Here is a 25,144-nt window from a genome sequence, read left to right as displayed (position 1 = left end):
TACGCCGCATCCGGCACTATGCTGGCGGGATTGCCTGATGCGGCTTCGCCTTATCAGGCCTACGTTCGAGGTCGTTGTAGGCCCGGTAAGCGCTAGCGCTACCGGGCTTTTTTATTCACCTGCGAGGGCACGCGGGAACAACACATTGTTTTCCAGGCTGATGTGTTCCATCAGGTCGTCGATCATCTCGTTAATGCCGTTATACATGGCTTTCCAGGTGGTGCAGGCCTCTGGTGGCGGCGTGACGTTATGGGTGATGTGTTTGATCACTTCTACTAGTTCACCCGCATCGTCATGTTCGCTTTCCATCACGCTGATTGGCCCCATCGCCTGGCTACCCATGCCCTGTTTAATCATCGGGAACAGGATCTGCTCTTCCTTCATCATGTGGCTGGACAGCTCTTCATGCAGCATGGTCAGGTTTTTCGCCAGACCGCGCGGTACGTTCGGTTTGTCTGCGTGAACGCGTTCAACTTTAGTGGCCTGCAGGATCAGCTCCGGCAGCTGTTCGCGGTGTCTGTCGTGATAACGCACGATGATATGGTCGATGATTTCAGCCAGAGCCACGGTACGCCAGTCTTTCTCCAGCGGCTGTTCAGCCAGCTGCGCGAGCTGCGCCTCAATAACGTCTAAATCCAGCTCTTTACGCGCGGCAGCGCGTGCCAGCGTTTGCTTACCGCCGCAGCAGTAATCCATATCGTATTTACGAAACAGGGCCGAAGCGCGAGGAATAGAGAGCGCCAGTTCACCTAAAGGTTGATCGCGATAAGACATTGCCGTTACCTCATTCTCAATAATATAAGGTGTATTTTAAATGCAACTTATGGCGAAGGATATAACCCTTTCGGGGTGGGGTATTTTGTGATGGACGTCACGAAAATTTCTTATCTCGTTAAGATGCTGAATCTTATTGGAAAGGAGAGATACGGCGAAAAAATCCGCACGACAGGATTAAATAAGCGCACGCCGCTGCCGATAGTTAGACCTCAGACAATACCTGCATAATAAAAGGCAACAGATGTTCAAACGAATCAAAGTGATAACCTTACTTATCACCGTGCTACTCGCGCTGGGCGCAATGCAGCTCATCTCCGCAGGCGTCTTTATTGGCGCACTCAATAACGATAAACAGAACTTTAACGTGTCTCAACTTTCCAGCCAGAACGTGGCCGAGTTTACCGATGCGTGGATTAGCCTGAACCAGGCTCGCGTCACGCTCAACCGGGGCATGCTGCGTTTACAGGGAACGATGGCCAGCGATATTAACGGCGGTCAGTTGCAGGAGCTGGTGAACACGGCAAATCGCCTGTTGGCCGAATCGAAAGAGCATTACGATAAATACTACGCTCTGCCGGAAACGCCGGGGCTGGATGAGCATCTGGCCGATCGACTGGAAGAGCAGTACGGCATCTATTCTGCGACGCTGGCAAAAATGAACGCGCTGCTGGCTGAAGGAAAGCTGGAAGAGATGTTCAAGCAGAATGCCGAGCAAAAGCAAACGGCCATGCAGGAAGTTTATCGGCAATGGCGTAGCGCGCAAACGGCGCTGGCCACTGCCGGAGTGCAGGACAATGAGAGTGATTACCAGAAGATAATCTGGCTGCTGTCCGCGGTGATGCTGATTGTCGTCACCGTGATTATCGCCAGTTGGCTGGCGATGCAGCGAGTGCTGCTCAAGCCGCTCCACGAGGTGATGGGACATATTCGCCACATTGCCGCAGGCGATTTGACGCACCCCATCAGCGCCGACGGCAGTAATGAAATGGCGCTGCTGGCAAGCAACGTCCGTGACATGCAGCAGGCGCTGGCGAATACGGTCAGCGTGGTGCGTGACGGGGCTGATACCATCTATACCGGCGCGGGTGAAATCGCCGCAGGCAGTAACGATCTCTCTTCACGTACCGAGCAGCAGGCTGCCTCTCTGGAAGAGACCGCAGCCAGCATGGAACAACTTACCGCAACCGTGAGACAGAACGCAGATAACGCGCGTCAGGCGACCAGTCTGGCAAAAAATGCTTCACAGACGGCGCAAAAAGGCGGAACCGTTGTCGATAGCGTGGTGCGTACGATGGATGAAATCGCCACCAGTTCCAGCAAAATCGCGCAAATTACCAATGTTATCGACGGTATTGCCTTCCAGACCAATATCCTTGCGCTAAACGCGGCGGTGGAAGCGGCGCGTGCGGGCGAGCAGGGGCGCGGATTTGCCGTGGTCGCAGGCGAGGTTCGGACGCTGGCGCAGCGTAGCGCTCAGGCGGCGAAGGAGATCAAAGCGCTGATTGATGACTCAGGGAATCGGGTCAATGCCGGTACGGCGCTGGTGCATGAAGCGGGAGAAACGATGGCGGAAATAGTTAGCGCCGTGACCCGCGTGACCGACATCATGGGGGAGATTGCCTCAGCTTCTGATGAACAAAGTCGGGGTATCGATCAGGTAGGCCTGGCGGTTGCCGAAATGGATCGCGTCACGCAGCAAAACGCCTCGCTGGTAGAAGAGTCCGCTTCCGCCGCTGCCGCGCTTGAAGAGCAGGCCGCGCGGTTGAACCAGACGGTAGCGGTGTTTAAAGTGTCGCGCCGGATGGCGGCGTAAACGCCTGATCCGGCCTACATGAGATCGTACAGTCCTTGTAGGCCGGATAAGCAGCGCCATCCGGCACATTATGATTGTGAAACCACCACGACGCTCGGTTTCTGCGGCTTGGCTCTGACGGCTGTCACCACCCCAACCATCAGCAGTGCTATTCCGCTAACCGTCAGCAGAGGTGGAAATTCCTGACGCAGAATAAAGGTGTACAACAAACCGGCCAGCGTTTCGAAGACAATCAACGGGCCGAGGATAACCGTCGGCAATTTTTGGCTGGCGACGTTCCAGCACAGTGCGCCAACCCACGAACACAAGACCGCAATGGCTATCATCAGGCCGATAAACACACCCGGACGGGGACCGAAGGGCAGAGCGAAGTCCGGCGTTTGCCCGTTCAGCCACAGGCAGGCGGCAATATAACCGAGCAGAGAAACAGGCAGCGTCACCAATGCCTGGGCCGTCGCCCACATCATCGGGTGCTTATCCGGATTCTCGCGCAGCCAGCGGGCATTACGCAGCGCATACCACGCCCAACACACCACCGAGACAAGCGCCAGCGCGATGCCGGAACCATAACGCCAGCCGCTAAAGTCTGGTAACCCCTGATTCAGCTCCGAGATATTCACGCACAGCAGCCCTATACCAATCAACACCAGCGCAGGCGACAGACGCCACCATGATAATTTGCCGTCACGCTGGCTGTAGAGCAGATTAGCGAAGACCGGGATCACCACCGGCAATGTACCAATAATCATTGTGGAGACCGGTGCGCCGGTGCGCTGGATGGCGCTTGCCAGGCAAACGTAATAAATCAGATTCCCCATCATTGTTAGCGTCAGCGCAGTTACCCAGTCTTTCCGCACGAGTTGACGCAGGCGCGCACGTCCCAGCCAGGCAATCGGCAATGCGATCAGCCCCAGCGCCAGATAACGCCCCATCGACTGCAATACCGCCGGGTATTCCGGTACGATCAGCGGTCCAACAAAAATTAATCCCCACATCAGCCCGGCCAACAGGGCATACAACACACCGCTAATCATTTTGGACATCCACATCGTTTAACAATAAGTCGAGTGTAGGCAGGAAAAATGCTGCCGTATTGTATGAGATTGCTGATCAACGCCGGACGACTTGTTTCTGATAACGTACCGGCGTAATGCCGTAGCGATGGGTAAACGCGCGGGTGAGATGCGACTGGTCGGTGAGGCCGGTTGCGGCGGCGACCTCTGCGGCGGGCATACCGTAAGTGAGAAAACCTTTGGCTCGCCACAGCCGGATCGCCATCAGCATCTGGTGCGGCGTGACGTGGAAATGAGACTTAAACTGGCGCTGAAAATGCCAGGGACTCAGCGATGCAACCCGCGCCAGCTCGTCGAGCGTGACCGGATGCATATAATTATCATGCAGATACTCGCGTACCCGTTCAAAGCGATGCGCCCCCTCCGGCAATACCGGCGCATGGCGGGCCAGCGGCTGGAACGTGTCGATCAGATCGAGTAGGAGTCCTTTTTGCGCCAGCGGATCCTCCGTGTTCCACAGGCCGTGGATCAGCGAGCAGATCTGGCGCGAGCGCAGCGGATCGTGACGCGTTACGTCATGAAACCACCAGTGGCGGATCCCGGTGACCTCTTCCAGAAGGTCGGGTTCAAGGTAAATCATCCGATAGCGCCAGCCGTCGGCGGTTTCGGCTTCGCCGGTATGCAGCTCATCGGGATTCATGGTGACGACGGAATGGGCGGGGGCAACATACTGCGTGCCGCGATAACGAAAACGTTCGGCTCCGGCTTCTATCGCGCCAATGCCAAACGCTTCATGGGTGTGCGGCTCGAAAGCGTAACGCGAGATGTGTGCATGATACAGCTCAACGCCCGGCACCTGCGCCAGATGGCGAAAGCGGGCGCTGTCTTTCTCATCAATAAACTGCTCAGGTACACCTTGCACGTTTTCTCTCCCCACGCATCATCCTGTCATTATCAGAGAGGATGCGCGGGGATGCCACCACAATTAACTAATTTTTAACACTTACACGATGCCTTTGACGCTGTCAGCCAACGAGGTGGTCGGGCGACCAATCAGATTGCTCAGCGTATGGCTATCGTCGAACAGACCGCCTTTGGAGGCACCTGTGTCTGAGTCAGCCAGCATGTCCGCCAGTCCGGCAGGCAGGCCCACACCTTTTAGCGCGGCGGCAAAATCAGCTTCGCTCAGGTTCTGATACACCACTTTTTTACCACTCTGTTTTGCCAGCTCGGCAGCCAACTGGCTCAGGGTCCAACCTGCGTCGCCCGCCAGCTCATAGGTTTTACCGGCGTGACCGTCTTCACTGATGACGCGCGCCGCAGCGGCGGCATAGTCGGCGCGAGTCGCTGAGGCGATTTTGCCTTCACCTGCTGCCCCGATAAACACGCCATGTTCCAGTGCCGCTGGTGCGCTGGCGAGATAGTTTTCGGTGTACCAGCCGTTACGCAGCAGTGCGTACGCGATACCGGATTCAGCCAGCATCTTCTCGGTTGCCACATGCTCATCAGCCAGCCCCAGCGGGGAGGTGTCGGCGTGCAGCAGGCTGGTGTAGGCGATGAATTTCACGTGCGCGGCTTTCGCTGCGTTAATCACGTTACGATGCTGCGGGGCACGTTGTCCCACTTCGCTGGAGGAGATCAGCAGTAGCTTGTCGATACCCTGTAAGGCAGCCGTCAAGGCGGCTTCATCGCTGTAATCCGCCTGACGAACGGTAATGCCCTGCTGGCTAAGCGCCGTCGCTTTAGCGGGATTACGCACAATTGCCACAATCTGGCTGGCAGGAACGGTTTTCAGCAGAGATTCAATAACGTGTTGGCCCAGTTGGCCGGTGGCGCCGGTAATTGCGATCATGGGGTGACTCCTTGGTATTGGTCTTGTGTTTAATCACGCTAACACCTAAACTTACTTTTAGTAAGTACGCACAAAAAGGTTAGTATGAAAATGACAGCTTCGACGCTCTCCCAGCAGTTACGCGATGGCAACTTGTTTGCCGAACAGTGTCCCTCCCGTGAGGTGTTAAAACACGTCACCAGCCGCTGGGGCGTGTTGATTCTGGTGGCGCTGCGCGACGGTACGCACCGTTTCAGCGATTTGCGCCGTAAGATGGGCGGGGTCAGTGAAAAGATGCTGGCGCAATCCCTGCAAGCGTTAGAGCATGACGGGTTTATCAATCGGGTGTCGTATCCGGTGGTACCGCCGCACGTGGAGTATAGCCTGACGCCGTTGGGTGAGCAGGTGAGCGATAAAGTCGCCGCGCTGGCGGACTGGATAGAACTGAATTTGCCGCAAGTTTTAGCGCAGCGGGACGAACGGGCTGCGTAGTTTTGTAGGCCGGATAAGACGCTATTGCGCCGCATCCGGCACGAAAATTACTTACTTAAATCCAGCTGATAAATAGCGAAACCGATGTCATCGGTCGCGACTTTCTTCAGCGGATACTGGCCTTTCTCTTTAATAAATGCCGCGGCTTTGTCAGACGGTGATGTTTCAAAGCGAATATCCAGTGGTGTATCGCTATGAATTGGCGCCAGACGCCAGTTGTTATCTGCCGCCGGGTGAATTTCACCGGCACGCTTCGTCTCAGCACCAATCCACGCGGCCAGCACCGAGCGGTTTTCATCCGGAGAAGCAAACGCGATGTGGCTGTCGCCGGTTCCGGCAAACTTACCGCCGTAGGCGCGGTAGTTGTTGGTCGCGACGAGGAAGGTGGCATTCGGATCGATTGGTTTGCCGTTAAAGGTCAGATTTTTAATACGTTCCGCTTTCGGGTTAATGGTCTGACATTCACCGTCGTAGCGGGCGGGTTGTGAAACATCAATCTGATAATTCACGCCGTCAATCACGTCGAAATTATAGGTACGGAAGCCATCCCAGTTAATCAACGACTGTGGTTTGCTGCTGTGGATATCAATCTGATTGAACTGCCCGGCGGAACATTCCAGCCACTCTTTCACCTCTTTACCGCTGGCTTTCACCACCACCAGAGTGTTGGGATAGAGATACAAATCAGCGGCGTTACGGAAGGTTAACTGACCTTTTTCGACTTCTACGAAGCTTGCCGGATCGTTCTTGCGTCCACCGACCTTAAACGGCGCGGCGGCGGAAAGTACCGGCAGTTTTGCCAGATCCGGATCGCCCTGAATAAAGTGTTCCACATAGGCTTTCTGCGCGTTGTTCACCACCTGTACGGTCGGGTCATCCTGTACCAGCGCCAGATAGCTGTACATGTTGTCGGCGGATTTACCGATCGGTTTGCTGACAAACTCACGCGTGGCGTCGTGATCGGCTTTCAGGATCTCAACGATTTTTTTGTCTTCTGCTGCCAGTGATTTTTTGGCTGCGGCGTCATAGATCGGGCGAGCCTCGGCTTTCGCCTGAGTGACCTGCCATTTACCGCTGTCGTTATTCAACACTAAATCCACCACGCCCAGGTGATCGCCCCACATACCCGGCATCACCGCAGGAACCCCATTCAGCGTACCTTTTGTGATATCTGCGCCTTTAATATTGGCAAAGTCTTTACCCGGGAAGACGGCGTGAGCGTGACCAAACATAATGGCATCCACGCCCGGTACTTCGCTGAGGTAATAAACGGAGTTTTCCGCCATCGTTTGATATGGGTCGGCAGAAAGCCCGGAGTGAGCAACCACCACCACAACATCGGCGCCTTTTTCTCTCATTTCCGGAACGTATTTGCGTGCAGTTTCCGTAATGTCGTTCACCGTGACTTTGCCGCTGAGGTTGGCTTTATCCCAGGTCATAATCTGCGGTGGAACAAAGCCGATATAGCCAATCTTCAGCGTCTGCTTGTTCCCTTCCTTGTCGACCACTTCAGTGTCTTTGATCAAGTAAGGCGTAAACAGCGGCTTTTTGGTCTTCACGTCGATGATATTGGCGTTAACGTAAGGGAACTTCGCTCCGGCTAGCGCGTTGTGCAGATACTCCAGACCGTAGTTGAATTCATGGTTGCCGAGGTTACCCACCGCGTAATCCAGGGTATTCAGCGCCTTATATACCGGGTGAGTTTCGCCCGCTTTCAGCCCCTTGGCCGCCATGTAATCCCCGAGCGGGCTGCCCTGAATCAGATCGCCATTATCAACCAGCACGCTGTTTTTGACTTCACCACGCGCAGCGTTGATCAGACTTGCCGTACGTACCAGACCGAATTTTTCTGTCGGTGTATCTTTGTAATAATCGAAATCCATAATATTGCTATGTAAATCAGTGGTTTCCATTATACGCAGATCGACGGTCGCGGCATTGACGCTGGCTGCAATCAGCGTTGCCAGAAGCGTTGCACTAAACTTAATCATCAGGGGCATCCTTTTAAGATCTAAGCCACAAAAGAAAATGTATATAAATCTTCTTGCTTACAGAACTGTGAATCATGACATGAATATAGCGTTTAAAACCGCAGACGCTATCACAGTTGGCGGATCCCCTGACGATCGGGTATAAGTAAAACAACGAGTTAACACCACTGACAGAAACGAGGTGGAGAATGCTAGAACATGTATGCCAGCTTGCACGGAACGCGGGCGATGCCATTATGCAGGTCTACGATGGAATCAAACCGATGGAGATTACCAGCAAGCAGGATGATTCTCCGGTCACGGCGGCAGATATCGCCGCACATACGGTGATCCTCGAAGGATTACTGGCGCTGACGCCGGATATTCCGGTTCTGTCTGAAGAGGCGCCTCCTGGCTGGGATGTTCGCCAGCATTGGCAGCGCTACTGGCTGGTGGACCCGCTGGACGGGACCAAAGAGTTCATTAAGCGTAACGGTGAATTTACCGTCAATATTGCGCTGATCGAGAAAGGAAAGCCGGTTCTGGGCGTGGTTTACGCGCCGGTAATGAAAGTGATGTACAGCGCAGCAGAAGGTAAAGCGTGGAAAGAAGAGTGCGGCGTACGCAAACAAATTCAGGTTCGTGACGCGCGTCCGCCGCTGGTGGTCATTAGCCGCTCGCATGCCGACAATGAGTTAAAAGAATATCTGCAACAGTTGGGTGAGCACCAGACCACGTCGATTGGCTCATCGCTGAAGTTCTGCCTGGTGGCGGAAGGGCACGCACAGCTGTATCCGCGTTTTGGGCCAACCAACGTGTGGGACACCGCCGCTGGCCATGCCGTTGCAGCCGCAGCCGGAGCGCACGTTCACGACTGGCAGGGGAAACCTCTGGATTACACCCCACGTGAATCGTTCCTCAACCCCGGCTTCCGCGTCTCTATTTACTGAGTAATTTGTGCAGCAGGGCAATTACCTGCTGCACCTCTTCCTGCGTTAATGCGCCATCTTTTGCCCACTGCACGCGTCCGTCCTTGTCGAGTACGGCGATAGCGGAGCTCTCTTCATCCAGTTGCCAGGCTTTACGCGCAATGCCATTGCTGTCGACAATGAATTGCGACCACGGGTAGAGCTTCTTATTGCTCTCCAGACTGCTGCGCACAAACATACCGGAACCGGGAATGGCGTCATCCGTGTTGACAATAGTAGTGGTCTGGTATTTGTCGTGCGGCAGGTTGGCGGCTTTGATTGCCTCGATCAGCGTCGCATTTTTCTCTTTGGCGGAGTTGCGTCCGGCAATGTGTTGCACAATTCGCACTTTGCCTGGCAACTGCGCGCTATTCCAGCTTTTGTAGCTAAACTTATCGTTATCGAGAATCAGTTCGCCACGATCGGCGATCCCCACCGGCGGTACGCGCTGGTCAGTCTCAAACTTATGTGCGGAGGCAATCATCGGCAGTAGCAGGCACGACAGCGCCAGCAGTTTTCGTAAGGTCATAGGTTTTCCTTCTTTCTTTTATTTTGCAGGTGATCCGACCACTTGGGTCTGGAATTTAATCATATGTGCGAATGATGCTTTTTCCCGCAAGCGCGATGCCAGTTTGCGGACGGGCGCACAAATCCTGCGAAAAATGAAGGCTTATACTGAAGACAGCGAAGCGTTGAAAAGATAATTCTGAATAATTGTAACTTGAAGGTAAATAAACTTATACACGCTGGAAACATCAACGAGATAGTCTATAGTCATAGGGCATTAAAATTTGCGCCTGAGGATTGTCGGACCGATTGTGGTACCGCAAAGGCGTAATGCTCAGCAGGAGACAACAATGAAAATTTTCCAACGATACAACCCGCTGCAGGTGGCGAAGTACGTGAAGATCCTGTTTCGTGGACGGTTATATATCAAGGATGTAGGCGCTTTTGAATTTGATAAGGGTAAAATTCTTATCCCAAAAGTGAAGGACAAACTGCATTTTTCCGTGATGTCCGAAGTTAACCGTCAGGTCTTGCGTCTGCAAACTGAGATGGCTTGATCAAAGTGCTATGCAGTAGTAAAAAAAACGGCTCCTGATGGGAGCCGTTGATGTTTCTGTAAGGCGTTAAGACGCCTTGGCCTCTTCTTTTGCATCTGGCAGTTTTGGTACCAGAACGGTAGGTTTGCTGTCCAGACGCGTCACCAGCAGCTGATCGATCTTGTAGTTATCGATATCCACCACTTCAAATTTGTAGCCTGAATACTTCACCGAGTCGGTGCGTTTCGGGATTTTACGCAGCATAAACATCATAAAACCACCAATGGTTTCATAGTTGCCGGACTGCGGGAACTCGTCGATATCCAGCACGCGCATCACGTCATCAATCGGCGTACCGCCGTCGACTAACCATGAGTTTTCATCACGTGCCACAATCTGCTCTTCCAGACCCTGACCTACCAGATCGCCCATCAGCGTCGTCATAACGTCGTTGAGGGTGATAATCCCCACCACCAGCGCGTACTCGTTCATGATGACGGCAAAGTCTTCGCCTGCGGTCTTGAAGCTTTCCAGCGCTTCAGAGAGCGTCAGCGTGTCCGGGACGATCAGCGTATTGCGGATCTGTACGCCGCTGTTCAGCGCCATGCTTTGGTTCGCCAGTACGCGGTTGAGGAGATCCTTTGAATCAACATAACCAATGATGTGGTCGATATCTTCGTTACACACCAGGAATTTGGAGTGCGGATGTTCCGCCACCTTGTTCTTCAGGCTTTGCTCATCTTCATGGAGATCGAACCAGATAATATTCTCGCGCGAGGTCATTGAAGACGGGACGGTACGGGATTCCAGTTCGAATACATTTTCAATCAGCTCATGCTCCTGCTTGCGCAGAACACCCGCCAGCGCACCCGCTTCGACCACGGCGTAAATGTCGTCCGAGGTGATGTCGTCTTTACGCACCATTGGGATCTTAAACAGACGGAAAATGTTGTTTGCCAGACCGTTAAAGAACCACACCAGCGGGCGGAAGACCAGCAGGCAGAAGCGCATCGGGTTGATGATACGCAAAGCCACAGCTTCTGGCGCAATCATACCGATGCGTTTCGGGGTTAAATCCGCGAACAGGATGAACAGGCCAGTAACCAGCGAGAACGACAGAATAAAGCTTAACTGTTCGGACAGCTCTGGAGCGAAGTACTTCGAGAAAAGGCTGTAAAACGCCGGAGAGAATGCTGCATCACCGACGATACCGCCGAGAATGGCGACCGCGTTAAGGCCAATTTGCACGACGGTAAAAAACATGCCGGGGTTTTCCTGCATCTTCAAAACACGTTGTGCGTTTACGTTGCCTTCATCGGCAAGCAGTTTAAGTTTTATTTTGCGTGATGCAGCAAGCGAGATCTCGGATATCGAGAAAAACGCACTCACGGCGATCAGGCAGAGAATGACTAAAATACTGTTTAACATATCTTATCCGACCGTTCGGGTCAGATCCTCGGAAGGGAGAAGTTGATACTCGTCGTCTTTCAAGCTGCAGGTGCGTTAGCTGCACTCATTCACCCCAGTCACATAGTTCTCTATGCTCCTGGGGATTCACGAGTTTGCCGCCTGCCTGCAACTCGAAATCCTTAGAGTATAAATCCAATGGAATATTCATTGAAAACCGGCTCGTGGAAGTGAGCCGGTAAATTCAGAAGCTAGTATAGCGTAAGGTACTGTAAAGTCGCCAGAGGGGGAAATTATCCTTGTGGGGGCAGGCAAACACCAATACCACCAATGCCACAATATCCGTAAGGATTTTTGTGCAGATACTGCTGGTGATCGTCCTCGGCATAATAGAACGGGGTTGCCGTAGTGATTTCCGTGGTAATGGTGCGCTCGTCGCCTGCGGCGGTCATTGCTGCCTGAAAACGTTCAAGGCTGGCCTGTGCGGCGGCGGTTTGTTCCGGCGTTAACGGGTAAATGGCGGAGCGATACTGCGTGCCCTGGTCGTTCCCCTGACGCATGCCTTGAGCCGGGTCGTGATTTTCCCAGAACACCTGCAGCAGTTGTTCGTAGCTGATAACATGCGGGTCATAGACGATGCGTACCGCTTCGGCATGCCCGGTATCGCCAGAACACACTTCACGATAGGTTGGGTTTGGGGTGTAGCCGCCGGTGTACCCGGCCGCTGTGCTGTAGACCCCTGGCAATGACCAAAATAAACGCTCAACGCCCCAGAAACATCCCATGGCGAAATAAGCTATCTCCATCCCGTCGGGCACGTTGGTCATCGAATGTTGGTTAACCGCATGCAGCGTTGCCACTGGCATCGGGGTGTTGCGTCCAGGTAGCGCATCTGCTTGAGTAACAAGATGCTTTCTATCAAATAAACTCATGGCCGTTCTCCCGAAATCAGTCATTTGGGTTAAGGTTGTAACGAGACGCGTCTTTGCCCACAATAAACGGCGTGAATACGTCTAGAGTTAAACATAAGAAATATTTGGGTTGTCGTCTGTTTTTCAACTCTTATTGTTGATTTTTTGTTAAGCCGAGGAACGGCATAGTATTTTTTTCCAGGGGTGGGAAAAAAGGATATTCAGGAGAAAATGTGCCACATATCCGTCAGTTATGTTGGGTGGGATTACTGTGCTTAAGTGGCTCCGCCGCCGCCGCGAATGTTCGCTTACAGGTCGAAGGATTATCAGGACCGCTGGAGAAAAACGTCCGTGCGCAGCTGTCCACGATTCAAAGTGATGAAGTCACTCCAGACCGACGCTTTCGTGCGCGCGTTGATGATGCCATCCGCGAAGGGCTAAAAGCGCTGGGCTACTTTGAGCCGACCATCGATTTTGAGCTGCGTCCACCGCCGGCAAAAGGCCGCCAGGTGCTGATTGCCAAAGTGACCCCCGGCGAGCCGGTGCTGATTGGTGGCACTGAGGTGATTTTGCGCGGTGGCGCGCGTACGGATAAAGATTATCTGGATCTGCTGAAAACGCGCCCGGCAATCGGCACCGTGCTGAATCAGGGGGACTATGACAACTTCAAAAAGTCACTCACCAGCGTGGCGCTGCGTAAAGGTTATTTCGACAGTGAATTTAATAAAAGCCAGCTCGGGATAGCGCTTGAGCGCCGCCAGGCGTTCTGGGATATCGATTACAACAGCGGCGAACGCTATCGCTTTGGGCATGTCACCTTTGAAGGCTCGCAAATTCGCGATGAGTATCTGCAAAATCTGGTGCCCTTTAAAGAAGGTGAAGAGTACGAGTCGAAAGATCTGGGCGAACTGAACCGTCGTCTGTCGGCGACCGGATGGTTTAATTCTGTGGTTGTCGCGCCAGAATTTGATAAAGCCCGCAAAACCAAGGTGCTGCCGCTGAAAGGCGTGGTCTCACCGCGAACCGAAAACACTATCGAAACCGGGGTCGGTTATTCAACTGACGTCGGGCCACGGGTGAAGACCTCGTGGAAAAAACCGTGGATGAACTCCTACGGGCACAGCCTGACGACCAGCGCCAGTATCTCGGCGCCAGAGCAGGTGCTTGATTTCAGCTATAAAATGCCGCTGTTAAAGAACCCGCTGGAACAGTATTACCTGGTACAGGGCGGCTTTAAGCGTACTGATTTAAATGACACCGAGCAGGACTCCACAACGCTTGCGGTTTCCCGTTACTGGGACCTCTCCAGCGGCTGGCAGCGCGCGATTAACCTGCGCTGGAGCCTCGACCACTTTACGCAGGGTAACGTCACCAACACCACTATGCTGCTCTATCCGGGCGTGATGATCAGCCGGACGCGTTCACGCGGCGGCCTGATGCCTGTCTGGGGCGATTCCCAGCGCTACTCTATTGATTACTCGAACACCGCCTGGGGTTCAGATGTTGATTTCTCCGTCTTCCAGGCGCAAAACGTCTGGATCCGCACGCTGTACGACAGGCATCGCTTTGTGATGCGCGGTAATCTCGGCTGGATTGAAACTGGAGACTTCGACAAAGTGCCGCCGGACCTGCGTTTCTTCGCCGGGGGCGATCGCAGTATTCGCGGCTACAAATACAAATCTATTTCGCCGGAAGGCAGCGACGGCAAGCTGAAAGGGGCCTCCAAGCTGGCAACCGGCTCGCTGGAGTACCAGTACAACGTGACCGGTAAATGGTGGGGGGCGATGTTTGTCGATAGCGGTGAAGCGGTCAGCGATATTCGCCGAAGCGATTTCAAAACCGGTGCCGGGGTCGGCGTACGCTGGCAATCGCCGGTTGGACCTATCAAGCTCGACTTTGCCGTCCCGGTCGGCGACAAAGATGAACATGGTTTACAGTTTTACATCGGTCTGGGGCCTGAATTATGAGTTTATGGAAGAAGATAAGCCTCGGCGTGCTGGTTTTTATCCTGCTGTTGTTAGGCTCGGTGGCGTTCCTCGTCGGTACCACCTCGGGCCTGCATCTGATCTTCAAAGCAGCTAATCGGTGGGTTCCAGGTCTGGAAATTGGTCAGGTCACCGGCGGCTGGCGGGATCTATCACTGAAAAATATTCGCTACGACCAGCCTGGCGTGGCGGTGAATGCCGGTGAAGTGCATCTGGCCGTCGGGCTGGAGTGTCTTTGGGATAGTAGCCTGTGCGTCAACGATCTGTCGCTGAAAAACATCAACGTGGCGATCGACAGCAAAAAGATGCCGCCTTCAGCACCGGTTGAGGAAGAGGATAGCGGTCCGCTTAACCTTTCCACACCTTATCCGATCACGCTTTCGCGTGTGGCGCTGAATAACATCAATATCAAAATTGACGACACCACAGTTTCAGTGCTGGATTTTACCTCTGGCCTGAACTGGCAGGAAAAAACGCTGACGTTGAAGCCAACGTCATTACAGGGGCTGCTGATTGCTCTGCCTAAAGTGGCGGAAGTGGCACAGGAAGAGGTTGTCGAACCGAAGATTCAAAACCCGCAGCCGGATGAAAAACCGCTCGGTGAAACGCTAAAAGATCTGTTCTCAAAGCCGGTACTGCCGGAAATGACAGATGTCCATCTGCCGCTCAATCTCAATATTGAAGAGTTTCGCGGCGAGCAGCTGCGCGTGACCGGGGATACGGATTTAACAGTACATAGTATGCTGCTGAAAGTGAGCAGCATTGACGGCAACATGAAGCTCGACGCGCTGGATATCGACTCGAATCAGGGAACGGTAAAAGCCAGCGGTACGGCGCAGCTCACCAACACATGGCCGGTGGATATTACCCTCAACAGCACGCTGAACGTCGATCCATTAAAAGGCGAAAAGGTGAAGCTGAAGGTTGGCGGCGCGCTGCGCGAACAGCTGGAAGTCGGCGTCAATCTGTCTGGTCCGGTAGATATGGACCTGCGTGCGCAGACGCGCCTGGCAGAAGCCGGATTGCCGCTCAACATTGAGGTGGTGAGTAAGCAGGTTTACTGGCCGTTTACCGGTGAGAAACAGTTCCAGGCCGATGACATCAAGCTCAAACTGACCGGCAAGATGACCGACTATACGCTGTCGATGCGTACCGCCGTGAAAGGTCAGGATATTCCTCCAGCTACTATCACGCTGGACGCCAAAGGCAACGAGCAGCAGATCAATCTCGACAAACTCAGCGTTGCGGCGCTGGAAGGGAAAACCGAGCTGAAAGCGCTGGTGGACTGGCAGCAGGCGATCAGCTGGCGCGGGGAGCTAACGCTGGATGGTATCAATACCGCGAAAGCGATCCCGGACTGGCCGTCAAAACTGAATGGCCTGGTGAAAACGCGCGGCAGTCTGTACGGCGGAAGCTGGCAGATGGAGGTTCCGGAGCTGAAGCTGACCGGCAACGTGAAGCAGAACAAGGTCAATGTGAACGGTTCGCTGAAGGGGAACAGCTACCTGCAGTGGACGATTCCGGGCCTGCATCTGGAACTGGGACGTAACAGTGCGGACGTAAAAGGCGAGCTGGGGGTTAAAGACCTCAACCTCGACGCGACGATTGATGCCCCAAGCCTGGATAACGCGCTGCCGGGGCTGGGCGGTACGGCGAAAGGGCTGGTAAAAGTTCGCGGTACGGTTGAAGCACCACAGCTGCTGGCAGATATTACCGCCCGTGGTCTGCGCTGGCAGGAACTTTCCGTTGCTCAGGTGCGCGTCGAAGGCGATGTGAAATCGGCCGAGCAAATCGCCGGTAATCTCAACGTTCGCGTAGAGCGGATTGTACAACCTGACGTGAATATTGGTCTGGTGACGCTCAACGCCAAAGGCAGTGAAAAGCAGCATGAGCTGCAGTTACGCATTCAGGGTGAGCCGGTTTCCGGGCAACTGGATCTTGCCGGGAGCTTTGATCGCAAAGAACAGCGCTGGAAAGGGGAGTTAAGCAATACCCGCTTCCAGACGCCGGTCGGTCCGTGGTCGCTCAACCGGGCTATCGCGCTGGATTATCGTAATCAGGAACAGAAAATTAGTATCGGACCGCACTGCTGGAACAACCCGAATGCGGAGCTGTGCGTACCACAAACCATTGATGCCGGTGCAGAAGGTCGCGCGGTGGTGAATCTTAACCGCTTCGACCTGGCGATGCTAAAACCGTTTATGCCGGAGACAACCCAGGCCAGCGGTGTGTTCACCGGCAAAGCTGATGTGAGCTGGGACACTACCAAAGAGGGGCTGCCACAGGGGCAGGTCACCCTGAGCGGACGTAACGTGAAGGTCACGCAAAGCGTGAATGATGCCCCGCTCCCCGTGGCGTTTGAAACGCTGAATCTGACCGCCGACCTGCACAATAACCGTGCCGAGTTGGGCTGGCTGATTCGTCTGACCAACAACGGGCAGTTTGACGGGCAGGTGCAGGTAACGGACCCGCAAGGGCGTCGTAATCTGGGCGGTAACGTCAATATTCGCAACTTCAATCTGGCGATGGTGAACCCCATCTTCTCGCGCGGTGAAAAAGCGGCAGGGATGATCAACGCCAACCTGCGGCTGGGCGGCGATGTGCAAAGCCCGCAGTTGCTTGGACAGCTGCAACTGAGTGGTCTGGATATTGACGGTAACTTCATGCCGTTTGACATGCAGCCAAGCCAGTTAGCCGTTAACTTCACCGGAACACGCTCAACGCTGGCGGGCGTGGTGCGTACGCAGCAGGGCGAAATTAACCTGAGCGGCAATGCCGACTGGAGTCAGATAGACAACTGGCGGGCGCGCGTTGCGGCTAAAGGCAGCAGGGTACGTATTACCGTACCGCCGATGGTCCGCCTCGACGTATCGCCGGACGTGGTCTTTGAAGCCACGCCGAGCCTGTTTACTCTCGATGGCAACGTGGATGTGCCGTGGGCGCGTATCGTGGTACATGACCTGCCGGAAAGTGCGGTTGGGGTTTCCAGCGATATGGTTATGCTTAACAACAACCTGCAGCCAGAGAAACCGCAGACCGCCGGCATTCCGATCAACAGCAACCTGAACATCCACGTCGGTAACAACGTGCGTCTTGACGCCTTTGGTCTGAAAGCGCGTCTGACGGGCGATCTGAAAGTGGTGCAGGATAAGCAAGGTCTGGGGCTTAACGGGCAAATTAATATCCCGAGCGGTCGCTTCCACGCCTATGGTCAGGATCTGATTGTGCGTAAGGGCGAGCTGTTGTTCTCCGGTCCGCCGGATCAGCCGTTGCTCAACATCGAAGCGATTCGTAACCCAGATGCCACCGAAGACGACGTGATCGCTGGCGTTCGCGTCACCGGTACCGCCGATGAACCGAAGGCGGAGATCTTCTCCGACCCGGCAATGTCGCAGCAAATGGCGCTTTCCTACCTGCTACGTGGACAAGGGCTGGATAGCGAACAGAGCGATAGTGCAGCGATGACTTCAATGCTTATTGGTCTGGGGGTTGCACAAAGTGGTCAGGTTGTGGGTAAAATCGGGGAGACATTTGGCGTAAGCAATCTGGCACTGGACACGCAAGGGGTGGGCGACTCATCTCAGGTGGTTGTCAGCGGATACGTACTGCCAGGTCTGCAGGTGAAATATGGTGTGGGTATATTTGACTCCTTAGCGACACTCACGCTACGTTATCGTCTGATGCCTAAGCTATATCTGGAAGCAGTGTCTGGCGTAGATCAGGCACTTGATTTGCTCTATCAGTTCGAGTTTTAGCAATGCGAATATTTGTCTACGGCAGTTTACGAACCAAACAAGGCAACAGCCACTGGATGACCAATGCCCTGTTGCTGGGAAATTTCAGTATCGATAACTACCAGTTGTACAGCCTGGGCCACTATCCAGGCGCGGTTCCGGGAAATGGAACAGTACACGGGGAAGTTTATCGTATTGATAACGCCACGCTGGCAGAGCTTGACGCTCTGCGTACCCGCGGCGGTGAATACGCACGCCAGTTAATTCAAACGCCGTACGGAAGTGCATGGATGTACGTGTACCAACGTCCGGTTGATGGCTTAACGCTGATTGAAAGCGGTAACTGGTTAGACAGAGACCAGTACTGATATATCGCCTACCAGAATAAACAACGCCGCCTTCGGGTGGCGTTGTTTATTAAAGGCTTAAAACTCCACGCGCGCGCCGAGGTTATAGCGGCGGCCTTCCACCTGCGCGGATTCATTCCATGCAGTCGTCAGTTTCGGATCTTCATCCAGCACGTTGTAGATCCCTGCCATCAGCTGCGTGTGCTTATTGAGCTTATAACGTACGCCTACGTCGACCATCGTGTAGTCATCGTACTTATAGTTATTGCCGCTGTTGCGGTTACTGCTGCGGTAATTCACCGTACTCCATACGTCCAGACTCTGCGTTGCCGCCCAGTTCAGCGACAGGTTCGCCATATGGCGCGGATAATCGTTGAGCGCGTAGCCTTTGTTTACGCCGCTTTTCTGTTCGCTATGGTTCCAGGTGTAGTTAGCGTTGGCTTTTACATCGGCGCTAATCTGCCAGTCGGCATTCAGTTCTATGCCGTACACGTCCGCCTTGCTGACGTTGAAGTATTTACTGACGGAGTCCGCCTTGTAGCCATTCACGGAGCACTGATTCGTCGATGTAGTTTCGCAAATGGTTTGTTCAGCAATTTTGTCTTTGAACTGCGTATAGAAGACGGTGCTATCCAGTGACAGCGCATTCCCCGTCCAGTAGAGGCCCAGCTCAGAGTTAACGCTTTGTTCTGGTTTCAGATCGTCGTTACCGACGGTCAGGAAGGGATAAGGTACGGTCGAGCCGTATGGGGTAACAAAGTCGCTGGATGTCGCACGCAGCTCAGGTTTTTTATAACCTGCGGAAACGCCGCCCTTCAGCGCCCAGTCATTGCTGAAGGCCCAGTTACCGTACATTTTCGGCGTAATATGTGTGCCAAAGTTATCATCCTGGTCCATACGCGCTGATGTGGTCAGGATGAAGTCGTCAATGCTCCAGCCGTCTTCAGCAAACAATGCCCAACCGTTACGGCTGATTTTTGTCACTGGCTCAGATCCGGGCAGCGTTTTGTTGGCCACATCAAAGCGGTCATTCAGCTCTTCGCGGGTGAAATTCGCCCCAACGGTCAGTTTATGGTTGTCGAGCGTGAAGGTGGTTTGCGAATTAGCGACGTAGTTCTCCATCTGTACATACTGCGGCGACTGGCCGTCATAAACGTACTTCGAACGGCCTTTTTCATAGTTTATGTAGTTGGTCGTTGCAATGGTGTCGTCGGCATACCAGCCGGTATGCGTTAAGGTGGCGGCGTTACGATCGAACAGCCATGACCACGGCGCGCCGCGCTTCTGGGTACGGTTTTTCTCCTGCTCACCGGTGACCACATTGAGGTCGAACAGGTTATTTTCGCTAGCGGCCAGGCCCAGCGTCATATCAACGGATTTACGGTTGTGTTTGCCGAAATAGTTATTGCGATCGTCATCGCGACGGTCGAGCCAGTCGGCCGCTACGCTAAGGCCGAGAACATCGGGCACAATCGGCCCCATGGTAAACAGATTCGTCTGGCTGGTATTACCCAAATACTGGTGCTCCTGAAGCCAGGTATTGGCGGCAATTGCCGTCGTCCACTCTTTTGCGCCATACGGTTTTTTGGTAATCACGTTGACCACACCGCCGATGGCATCTGATCCGTACAGCGAGGACATGGGCCCGCGGATAACTTCGATACGCTCAATGGCCTCCATCGGCGGTAAGAAGTTGGCTTCAGTACCGATGTCATGTCCGTAAGGGCGAGATTCACCGGTATTTTGTTTGACGCTGTTGACCATAAACGCGGTATAGGACGGGTCCATGCCGCGGATCATAATGCTGCCAGCGTTCATACCGCTGCTGTTGGTGACCGAGACGCCAGGAAGGTTTTTAATCGCTTCACCAATGCTACGGTCCGGCTGAATATCCAGCGTTTTACGATCGATAACGGAAATGGTGGCCGGCGCTTCGCGCTTTTGTTGCGAGAACCCGGATGCGGTGATCACCATTTCATCTTCGCTATTGCGTGAGGTTTCGGTGAGGTCTTCTGCCTGAGTGGGGAAAATAACACCGCCTGAGAATGCAACGATCCCTGTCAGCGTAATAAGTTGACGCGTTTTCATAATATAGACACCTGAAAAGTAAAAAATAAAAGCATCACCTTGCAGCCCAGAAAAGCTGCAAAGTGTCAGAAGCGTTTTTAATTATTAATATTTGGAGAGGTCGATTTTCAGCACATAGTCGGGCTTCACACCGGTCATTTTTTCCGGCTGTTTGACGCTGACATACAGGGTGTTGGCATCAGACGAGAGCGCCAGGCTGTTAGGTAACGCATTGGTTTCAATGCTTTGTTTTACCTGATAAGTCTTGCTGTCCACAATGCTGATGCGCTTTGCATTACGGTGGGTGATATACACTTCCTGGCGCTTTTCGTTATATATCACTGCCAGGGAGTTGATAACCTTAATGGGGGCAATAACCTTACCGGTATTAATATCAACAACCAGTACATCCGCTAAATCAGGATCGGTCAGGAATGCGCGATTATTTTTTGCATCCAAAGCAATATTCAGGAAAAAATGTTTTTTGCCTGGCTCAATACTAAAGCGGTTAATAATTTGATGGTTAGTTGTATCCAGCGTAATAAGTTCGTTGCGGCCATTTACGACATACAGGCGGTTCTTATTGGCATCTACGGCCATACCGGTCGGATACTGGCCCATGTTTTCAAGGGTGGCGATTTTCTCGCGCTTTTGCGTATCCACCACCCAGACAATGCCCTTTTCAGCCACGCCGGAAACGTACAGGCGGTGATGCTGTTTATCGAGCACCATTTCGCGGGTATGGACAATTTCTTTCGGGTTTTTGGCTTCGCTCAGTTGCAGTATCGCCAGCTCTTTACCGCTGCGGGTATCAATGAGCGTGACCGAACCCTCCAGCGTGTTGCCGACATAGAGCACCTGGTTTTCTGCATCCAGGGCAGTGGCAAAGGCACGACGGCTGGTTTCGATAACTTCAGTCGTGGTGAGCTTCTCCAGATCGAGTTTATAGATAAGCCCGCTGGTTTTATCTTTATCAAACGACGGCGACGAGGCAGCAAAAAGCGCATTCTGCTGGCTATCAACCGCCAGTTCATACACGCCGTTGCCAACGTCGCGGGTCAGAAAATCTTGCTCAGGTAGCGTCTGCGCCACGCTGGACAGGCTGGTAAATAACAGTGCTGTGGCGAGAGCCACGCAGGAATAGCGTTTCAGGGACTTCACATTGTGGAGGTTCATTGACTTTTATTCACATTTATTTACATGCTGAGAATGATAATGAGATCTAATCTCATTCGCAATTAAGATAAATGAAATGTGACTACCCAATCTGGTAGGTCAAAAAGAAAACAGCGAAGGGGAGGGGGAAAAGAAAGTAGAAATTAAAAAACCCTTACTAACCAGGGGCTGGCGTTCAGGGCTTTAAGCTAACGCGAACTTACTTCTTCGCGCGCTCGAAGGAAGCAACGATTTCAGCTTTAGCAGCTTCAGCGTTGTCCCAACCGTCAACTTTCACCCATTTGCCCGCTTCGAGATCTTTGTAGTGTTCGAAGAAGTGGGTGATCTGCGCTTTCAGCAGTTCCGGCAGGTCGGTCACATCTTTGATGTGATCGTATTCTTTGCTCAGCTTGGTGTGCGGTACCGCAACCAGTTTTGCATCTTCACCGGATTCGTCGGTCATTTTCAGTACGCCAACCGGACGGCAACGGATCACTGAACCTGGCTCCAGCGGGTACGGAGTCGGGACCAGAACGTCTACCGGGTCACCGTCCAGAGACAGGGTGTGGTTGATGTAACCGTAGTTGCACGGATAGAACATCGCGGTGGACATGAAGCGGTCAACGAACAGGGCGCCGCTCTCTTTGTCAACTTCGTATTTGATCGGATCTGCGTTCGCAGGGATCTCGATAACAACGTAGATATCTTCCGGCAGGTCTTTACCGGCAGGGACGTTGAGTAAGCTCATGTCTGTTTCCTTTAAATAAGCTATGGCAAACAAGTGGCGGGTATTATAGCCAACTCGCGCGGAATGTCTCCGCTTGTTTTCGCTTTCTCTGCGTGCATTTTCTTCTTTTTACCTCTCTCTCGTGACAGAAAAATCCATATCTTCAGCCGCATTTTTCATAGTGAGATGAAAGCGATTACAAAGTTGTGATTAACGTTTTATTTACTTTTTTGAAGTGTGATGTAACGCAATCCGTTACATGCTCAATTGTCTATAGTTTTTTCGCAACGGTTAATTAACCAACAATAATCACCCTACGAGGACGCACTTATGTGGAAGCGCTTACTTTTAGTCACAGCAGTTTCGGCAGCCATGTCGTCTATGGCAATGGCAGCCCCTTTAACCGTAGGATTTTCGCAGGTTGGCTCTGAATCCGGCTGGCGCGCCGCAGAAACCAATGTCGCGAAAAGCGAGGCCGAAAAGCGGGGAATTACGCTGAAAATCGCTGATGGCCAGCAAAAGCAGGAAAACCAGATTAAAGCAGTCCGCTCATTTGTTGCGCAGGGCGTCGACGCCATCTTTATTGCGCCGGTCGTGGCAACGGGTTGGGAGCCGGTGTTAAAAGAAGCTAAAGATGCCGACATTCCGGTCTTTTTGCTCGATCGTTCCATCGATGTAAAAGACAAATCTCTCTATATGACCACCGTCACCGCCGACAACGTGCTGGAAGGTAAATTGATCGGCGACTGGCTGATTAAACAAGTGGATGGCAAGCCGTGTAACGTCGTTGAGCTGCAAGGGACCGTTGGGGCCAGCGTGGCGATCGATCGTAAGAAAGGCTTTGCTGAAGCTATCGCTAATGCGCCAAACATCAAAATTATTCGCTCTCAGTCCGGTGACTTCACCCGCAGTAAAGGGAAAGAAGTGATGGAGAGCTTTATCAAAGCGGAAAACAACGGCAAGAACATCTGTATGGTTTACGCCCACAACGATGACATGGTGATCGGTGCGATTCAGGCGATCAAAGAAGCGGGCCTGAAACCTGGCAAAGATATTCTCACCGGTTCTATCGATGGCGTACCGGATATCTACAAAGCGATGATTGACGGCGAAGCCAACGCCAGCGTCGAACTGACGCCGAATATGGCCGGCCCGGCATTCGACGCGCTGGAGAAATTCAAAAAAGACGGCACGATGCCTGAGAAGCTGACCATTACCAAGTCGATCCTCTATCTGCCGGATACGGCGAAAGAAGAGTTAGAGAAGAAGAAAAACATGGGCTACTAAGCCTTCATGAAAATGCCGGGGGCGCTGCGCTTGCCCGGCCTACATTACGCTCTTTTGTAGGCCGGATAAGCGTAGCGCCATCCGGCGTGATGCAGGGGGAACCATGACCACCGACCAACATCAGGAAATCCTCCGCACCGAAGGATTAAGCAAATTCTTTCCCGGCGTCAAAGCGTTGGATAACGTGGATTTCAGCTTGCGTCGTGGCGAGATTATGGCGCTGCTGGGAGAAAACGGAGCCGGCAAATCGACGCTCATCAAAGCGCTGACCGGCGTTTACCATGCCGATCGCGGCACTATCTGGCTCGAAGGCCAACCGATCACCCCCAAAAACACCGCCCATGCCCAACAACTGGGGATTGGCACCGTGTACCAGGAAGTGAACCTCCTGCCCAATATGTCGGTTGCCGATAACTTATTTATTGGTCGTGAACCGCGGCGCTTTGGCCTGCTCCAGCGCAAGCAGATGGAAAAACGTGCGACGGAGCTGATGGCGTCATACGGTTTTTCCCTCGACGTGCGCGAGCCGCTGAACCGCTTTTCCGTGGCGATGCAACAAATCGTCGCCATCTGTCGGGCGATCGATCTCTCCGCGAAAGTGCTGATCCTCGATGAGCCGACCGCCAGCCTTGATACCCAGGAAGTTGAAATGCTGTTTGGCCTGATGCGACATCTGCGCGATCGGGGCGTTAGTCTGATCTTCGTCACCCACTTTCTCGATCAGGTTTATCAGGTCAGCGATCGCATTACCGTCCTGCGGAACGGCGGCTTCGTTGGCTGCCGTGAAACCCGAGAACTGCCTCAGATCGAACTGGTCAAAATGATGCTGGGCCGTGAACTGGATACCCATGCACTACAGCGTGCGGGCCGCACGTTGCTGAGTGATAAACCGGTGGCGGCATTCAGCGGCTTTGGCAAAAAAGGCACCATCGCGCCATTTGATCTACAGGTGCGTCCCGGTGAGATCGTCGGTCTCGCCGGACTACTGGGGTCCGGGCGAACGGAAACGGCGGAGGTGATCTTCGGTATTAAACCCGCAGACAGCGGAAGTGCGCTGATTAAAGGCAAACCGCAGACCTTGCGATCGCCACATCAGGCTTCGTGTCTGGGGATCGGTTTCTGTCCGGAGGATCGCAAAACGGATGGCATTATTGCTGCCGCTTCGGTGCGGGAAAACATCATTCTGGCATTGCAGGCGCAGCGCGGCTGGCTGCGGCCTATTCCCCGGAAAGAGCAAAACGAGATTGCCGAGCGTTTTATCCGCCAGCTTGGTATTCGTACTCCGAACGCTGAGCAACCGATCGAATTTCTCTCCGGCGGCAATCAGCAAAAAGTATTGCTCTCGCGCTGGTTACTGACCAAACCGCAGTTCCTGATCCTCGATGAACCCACGCGTGGGATCGACGTTGGCGCGCATGCGGAGATCATCCGCCTGATCGAAACGCTGTGCGCGGATGGTCTGGCGCTGCTGGTCATTTCATCCGAACTGGAAGAGTTAGTGGGCTATGCCGATCGGGTCATTATTATGCGCGATCGCAAACAGGTGGCCGAGATCCCCCTGGCTGAACTGTCCGTACCGGCGATCATGAATGCCATTGCGGCCTAAGGAGACTATGG

At 53.4% G+C, this 25,144-nt stretch carries 20 protein-coding genes; 9 read left to right on the top strand and 11 right to left on the bottom strand.

What is annotated here, in order from left to right:
• Positions 1-111: 111 nt before the first annotated feature.
• Entirely contained in the window at positions 112-774 is a 663-nt protein-coding gene (gene ytfE / locus OGX86_RS02690) for an iron-sulfur cluster repair protein YtfE (RefSeq protein ID WP_003025690.1), read from the bottom strand.
• 244 nt (positions 775-1,018) lie between these two features.
• Between ytfE and OGX86_RS02685 the strand changes: the two genes are divergently transcribed.
• The gene (locus OGX86_RS02685) at positions 1,019-2,590 is read left to right on the top strand and encodes a methyl-accepting chemotaxis protein (protein WP_048227198.1); all 1,572 of its coding nucleotides are present in this window, start codon (positions 1,019-1,021) and stop codon (positions 2,588-2,590) included.
• Between the two features lie 68 nt (positions 2,591-2,658).
• On the opposite strand, the gene OGX86_RS02680 is transcribed toward OGX86_RS02685, so the two are convergent.
• From OGX86_RS02680 to OGX86_RS02670, 3 genes are all read right to left on the bottom strand, one after another.
• Positions 2,659-3,624, bottom strand: a complete 966-nt coding sequence (locus tag OGX86_RS02680; protein ID WP_284106271.1) for a DMT family transporter — start codon at positions 3,622-3,624, stop codon at positions 2,659-2,661.
• 76 nt (positions 3,625-3,700) lie between these two features.
• Entirely contained in the window at positions 3,701-4,525 is an 825-nt protein-coding gene (locus tag OGX86_RS02675; protein WP_032944272.1) for an AraC family transcriptional regulator, read from the bottom strand.
• An 81-nt stretch (positions 4,526-4,606) separates the two neighbouring features.
• A complete protein-coding gene (locus OGX86_RS02670; protein WP_286639260.1) occupies positions 4,607-5,455 on the bottom strand; it encodes an SDR family oxidoreductase in 849 nt (282 codons plus the stop codon).
• Positions 5,456-5,545: 90 nt separating this feature from the next.
• Between OGX86_RS02670 and OGX86_RS02665 the strand changes: the two genes are divergently transcribed.
• Positions 5,546-5,926, top strand: coding sequence for a winged helix-turn-helix transcriptional regulator (locus OGX86_RS02665; RefSeq protein WP_032934267.1), 381 nt, complete (start codon positions 5,546-5,548; stop codon positions 5,924-5,926).
• Between the two features lie 47 nt (positions 5,927-5,973).
• Here the strand turns inward: OGX86_RS02665 and cpdB are convergent, their stop codons facing one another.
• On the bottom strand, positions 5,974-7,917 hold the full coding sequence (gene cpdB, locus OGX86_RS02660) for a 2',3'-cyclic-nucleotide 2'-phosphodiesterase (protein ID WP_122983997.1): 1,944 nt from the start codon (positions 7,915-7,917) through the stop codon (positions 5,974-5,976).
• 188 nt (positions 7,918-8,105) lie between these two features.
• Between cpdB and cysQ the strand changes: the two genes are divergently transcribed.
• Complete coding sequence (gene cysQ / locus OGX86_RS02655) at positions 8,106-8,846, top strand: 3'(2'),5'-bisphosphate nucleotidase CysQ (RefSeq protein WP_008786026.1); 741 nt, start codon at positions 8,106-8,108, stop codon at positions 8,844-8,846.
• Here the strand turns inward: cysQ and OGX86_RS02650 are convergent.
• Positions 8,836-9,393 carry a YtfJ family protein gene (locus OGX86_RS02650; RefSeq protein WP_286639258.1) on the bottom strand — a complete coding sequence of 186 codons (558 nt, stop codon included), beginning with the start codon at positions 9,391-9,393 and terminating at the stop codon, positions 8,836-8,838. The two genes, cysQ and OGX86_RS02650, sit on opposite strands and share 11 nt — an antisense overlap.
• A 328-nt stretch (positions 9,394-9,721) precedes the next feature.
• Here OGX86_RS02650 and OGX86_RS02645 point away from each other — a divergent pair, with 328 nt between their 5' ends.
• Positions 9,722-9,928 carry a DUF1107 domain-containing protein gene (locus OGX86_RS02645; protein ID WP_003025710.1) on the top strand — a complete coding sequence of 69 codons (207 nt, stop codon included), beginning with the start codon at positions 9,722-9,724 and terminating at the stop codon, positions 9,926-9,928.
• Positions 9,929-9,994: 66 nt separating this feature from the next.
• On the opposite strand, the gene paeA is transcribed toward OGX86_RS02645, so the two are convergent.
• Together paeA and msrA are read right to left on the bottom strand one after the other, a co-directional pair.
• Entirely contained in the window at positions 9,995-11,335 is a 1,341-nt protein-coding gene (gene paeA, locus OGX86_RS02640) for a polyamine export protein PaeA (RefSeq protein WP_003025713.1), read from the bottom strand.
• Between the two features lie 272 nt (positions 11,336-11,607).
• On the bottom strand, positions 11,608-12,246 hold the full coding sequence (gene msrA, locus OGX86_RS02635; protein WP_003830412.1) for a peptide-methionine (S)-S-oxide reductase MsrA: 639 nt from the start codon (positions 12,244-12,246) through the stop codon (positions 11,608-11,610).
• Positions 12,247-12,458: 212 nt separating this feature from the next.
• On the opposite strand from msrA, the gene tamA reads away from it, so the two are divergent.
• The 3 genes from tamA to OGX86_RS02620 are packed head-to-tail and all read left to right on the top strand — an operon-like array spanning position 12,459 to position 18,312.
• Positions 12,459-14,192 (top strand): autotransporter assembly complex protein TamA, encoded by a 1,734-nt coding sequence (tamA, locus tag OGX86_RS02630; RefSeq protein ID WP_003025718.1) that lies wholly within the window; start codon positions 12,459-12,461, stop codon positions 14,190-14,192.
• Positions 14,189-17,965 (top strand): autotransporter assembly complex protein TamB, encoded by a 3,777-nt coding sequence (gene tamB, locus OGX86_RS02625; RefSeq protein WP_286639256.1) that lies wholly within the window; start codon positions 14,189-14,191, stop codon positions 17,963-17,965. The genes tamA and tamB overlap by 4 nt, the downstream gene beginning before the upstream one ends.
• A 2-nt stretch (positions 17,966-17,967) precedes the next feature.
• Positions 17,968-18,312, top strand: a complete 345-nt coding sequence (locus tag OGX86_RS02620; RefSeq protein ID WP_003025723.1) for a gamma-glutamylcyclotransferase family protein — start codon at positions 17,968-17,970, stop codon at positions 18,310-18,312.
• Between the two features lie 57 nt (positions 18,313-18,369).
• On the opposite strand, the gene OGX86_RS02615 is transcribed toward OGX86_RS02620, so the two are convergent.
• The 3 genes from OGX86_RS02615 to ppa form a co-directional block, all read right to left on the bottom strand.
• A complete protein-coding gene (locus tag OGX86_RS02615; protein WP_286639253.1) occupies positions 18,370-20,379 on the bottom strand; it encodes a TonB-dependent receptor domain-containing protein in 2,010 nt (669 codons plus the stop codon).
• Between the two features lie 84 nt (positions 20,380-20,463).
• Positions 20,464-21,534 carry a 7-bladed beta-propeller protein YncE gene (gene yncE / locus OGX86_RS02610; protein WP_071446754.1) on the bottom strand — a complete coding sequence of 357 codons (1,071 nt, stop codon included), beginning with the start codon at positions 21,532-21,534 and terminating at the stop codon, positions 20,464-20,466.
• Positions 21,535-21,733: 199 nt separating this feature from the next.
• A complete protein-coding gene (gene ppa / locus OGX86_RS02605) occupies positions 21,734-22,261 on the bottom strand; it encodes an inorganic diphosphatase (protein WP_003025726.1) in 528 nt (175 codons plus the stop codon).
• A 309-nt stretch (positions 22,262-22,570) separates the two neighbouring features.
• Here ppa and ytfQ point away from each other — a divergent pair, with 309 nt between their 5' ends.
• Together ytfQ and ytfR are read left to right on the top strand one after the other, a co-directional pair.
• Positions 22,571-23,527: a galactofuranose ABC transporter substrate-binding protein YtfQ gene (gene ytfQ / locus OGX86_RS02600; RefSeq protein ID WP_008786033.1), complete on the top strand. Its 957-nt coding sequence runs from the start codon at positions 22,571-22,573 to the stop codon at positions 23,525-23,527.
• A 103-nt stretch (positions 23,528-23,630) separates the two neighbouring features.
• Entirely contained in the window at positions 23,631-25,133 is a 1,503-nt protein-coding gene (ytfR, locus tag OGX86_RS02595; RefSeq protein WP_048215067.1) for a galactofuranose ABC transporter, ATP-binding protein YtfR, read from the top strand.
• Positions 25,134-25,144: the final 11 nt, after the last annotated feature.

Source organism: Citrobacter sp. Cpo040 (assembly GCF_030332915.1).
In the GTDB taxonomy this organism is placed as follows: Bacteria; Pseudomonadota; Gammaproteobacteria; order Enterobacterales; family Enterobacteriaceae; genus Citrobacter; species Citrobacter portucalensis.
The sequence above is the reverse complement of the archived record's forward strand: the minus strand, read 5'-3'. Positions and strand labels throughout refer to the sequence as shown.

Coding starts and splice junctions, on each gene's coding strand:
- cpdB (WP_122983997.1), bottom strand. CDS start 7,917: ATGATTAAGTTTAGTGCAACGCTTCTGGCAACGCTGATTGCAGCCAGC.
- OGX86_RS02620 (WP_003025723.1), top strand. CDS start 17,968: ATGCGAATATTTGTCTACGGCAGTTTACGAACCAAACAAGGCAACAGC.
- OGX86_RS02645 (WP_003025710.1), top strand. CDS start 9,722: ATGAAAATTTTCCAACGATACAACCCGCTGCAGGTGGCGAAGTACGTG.
- ytfR (WP_048215067.1), top strand. CDS start 23,631: ATGACCACCGACCAACATCAGGAAATCCTCCGCACCGAAGGATTAAGC.
- ytfE (WP_003025690.1), bottom strand. CDS start 774: ATGTCTTATCGCGATCAACCTTTAGGTGAACTGGCGCTCTCTATTCCT.
- OGX86_RS02650 (WP_286639258.1), bottom strand. CDS start 9,393: ATGACCTTACGAAAACTGCTGGCGCTGTCGTGCCTGCTACTGCCGATG.
- OGX86_RS02665 (WP_032934267.1), top strand. CDS start 5,546: ATGACAGCTTCGACGCTCTCCCAGCAGTTACGCGATGGCAACTTGTTT.
- tamB (WP_286639256.1), top strand. CDS start 14,189: ATGAGTTTATGGAAGAAGATAAGCCTCGGCGTGCTGGTTTTTATCCTG.
- paeA (WP_003025713.1), bottom strand. CDS start 11,335: ATGTTAAACAGTATTTTAGTCATTCTCTGCCTGATCGCCGTGAGTGCG.
- OGX86_RS02680 (WP_284106271.1), bottom strand. CDS start 3,624: ATGATTAGCGGTGTGTTGTATGCCCTGTTGGCCGGGCTGATGTGGGGA.
- OGX86_RS02685 (WP_048227198.1), top strand. CDS start 1,019: ATGTTCAAACGAATCAAAGTGATAACCTTACTTATCACCGTGCTACTC.
- ytfQ (WP_008786033.1), top strand. CDS start 22,571: ATGTGGAAGCGCTTACTTTTAGTCACAGCAGTTTCGGCAGCCATGTCG.
- cysQ (WP_008786026.1), top strand. CDS start 8,106: ATGCTAGAACATGTATGCCAGCTTGCACGGAACGCGGGCGATGCCATT.
- ppa (WP_003025726.1), bottom strand. CDS start 22,261: ATGAGCTTACTCAACGTCCCTGCCGGTAAAGACCTGCCGGAAGATATC.
- yncE (WP_071446754.1), bottom strand. CDS start 21,534: ATGAACCTCCACAATGTGAAGTCCCTGAAACGCTATTCCTGCGTGGCT.
- OGX86_RS02615 (WP_286639253.1), bottom strand. CDS start 20,379: ATGAAAACGCGTCAACTTATTACGCTGACAGGGATCGTTGCATTCTCA.
- msrA (WP_003830412.1), bottom strand. CDS start 12,246: ATGAGTTTATTTGATAGAAAGCATCTTGTTACTCAAGCAGATGCGCTA.
- OGX86_RS02670 (WP_286639260.1), bottom strand. CDS start 5,455: ATGATCGCAATTACCGGCGCCACCGGCCAACTGGGCCAACACGTTATT.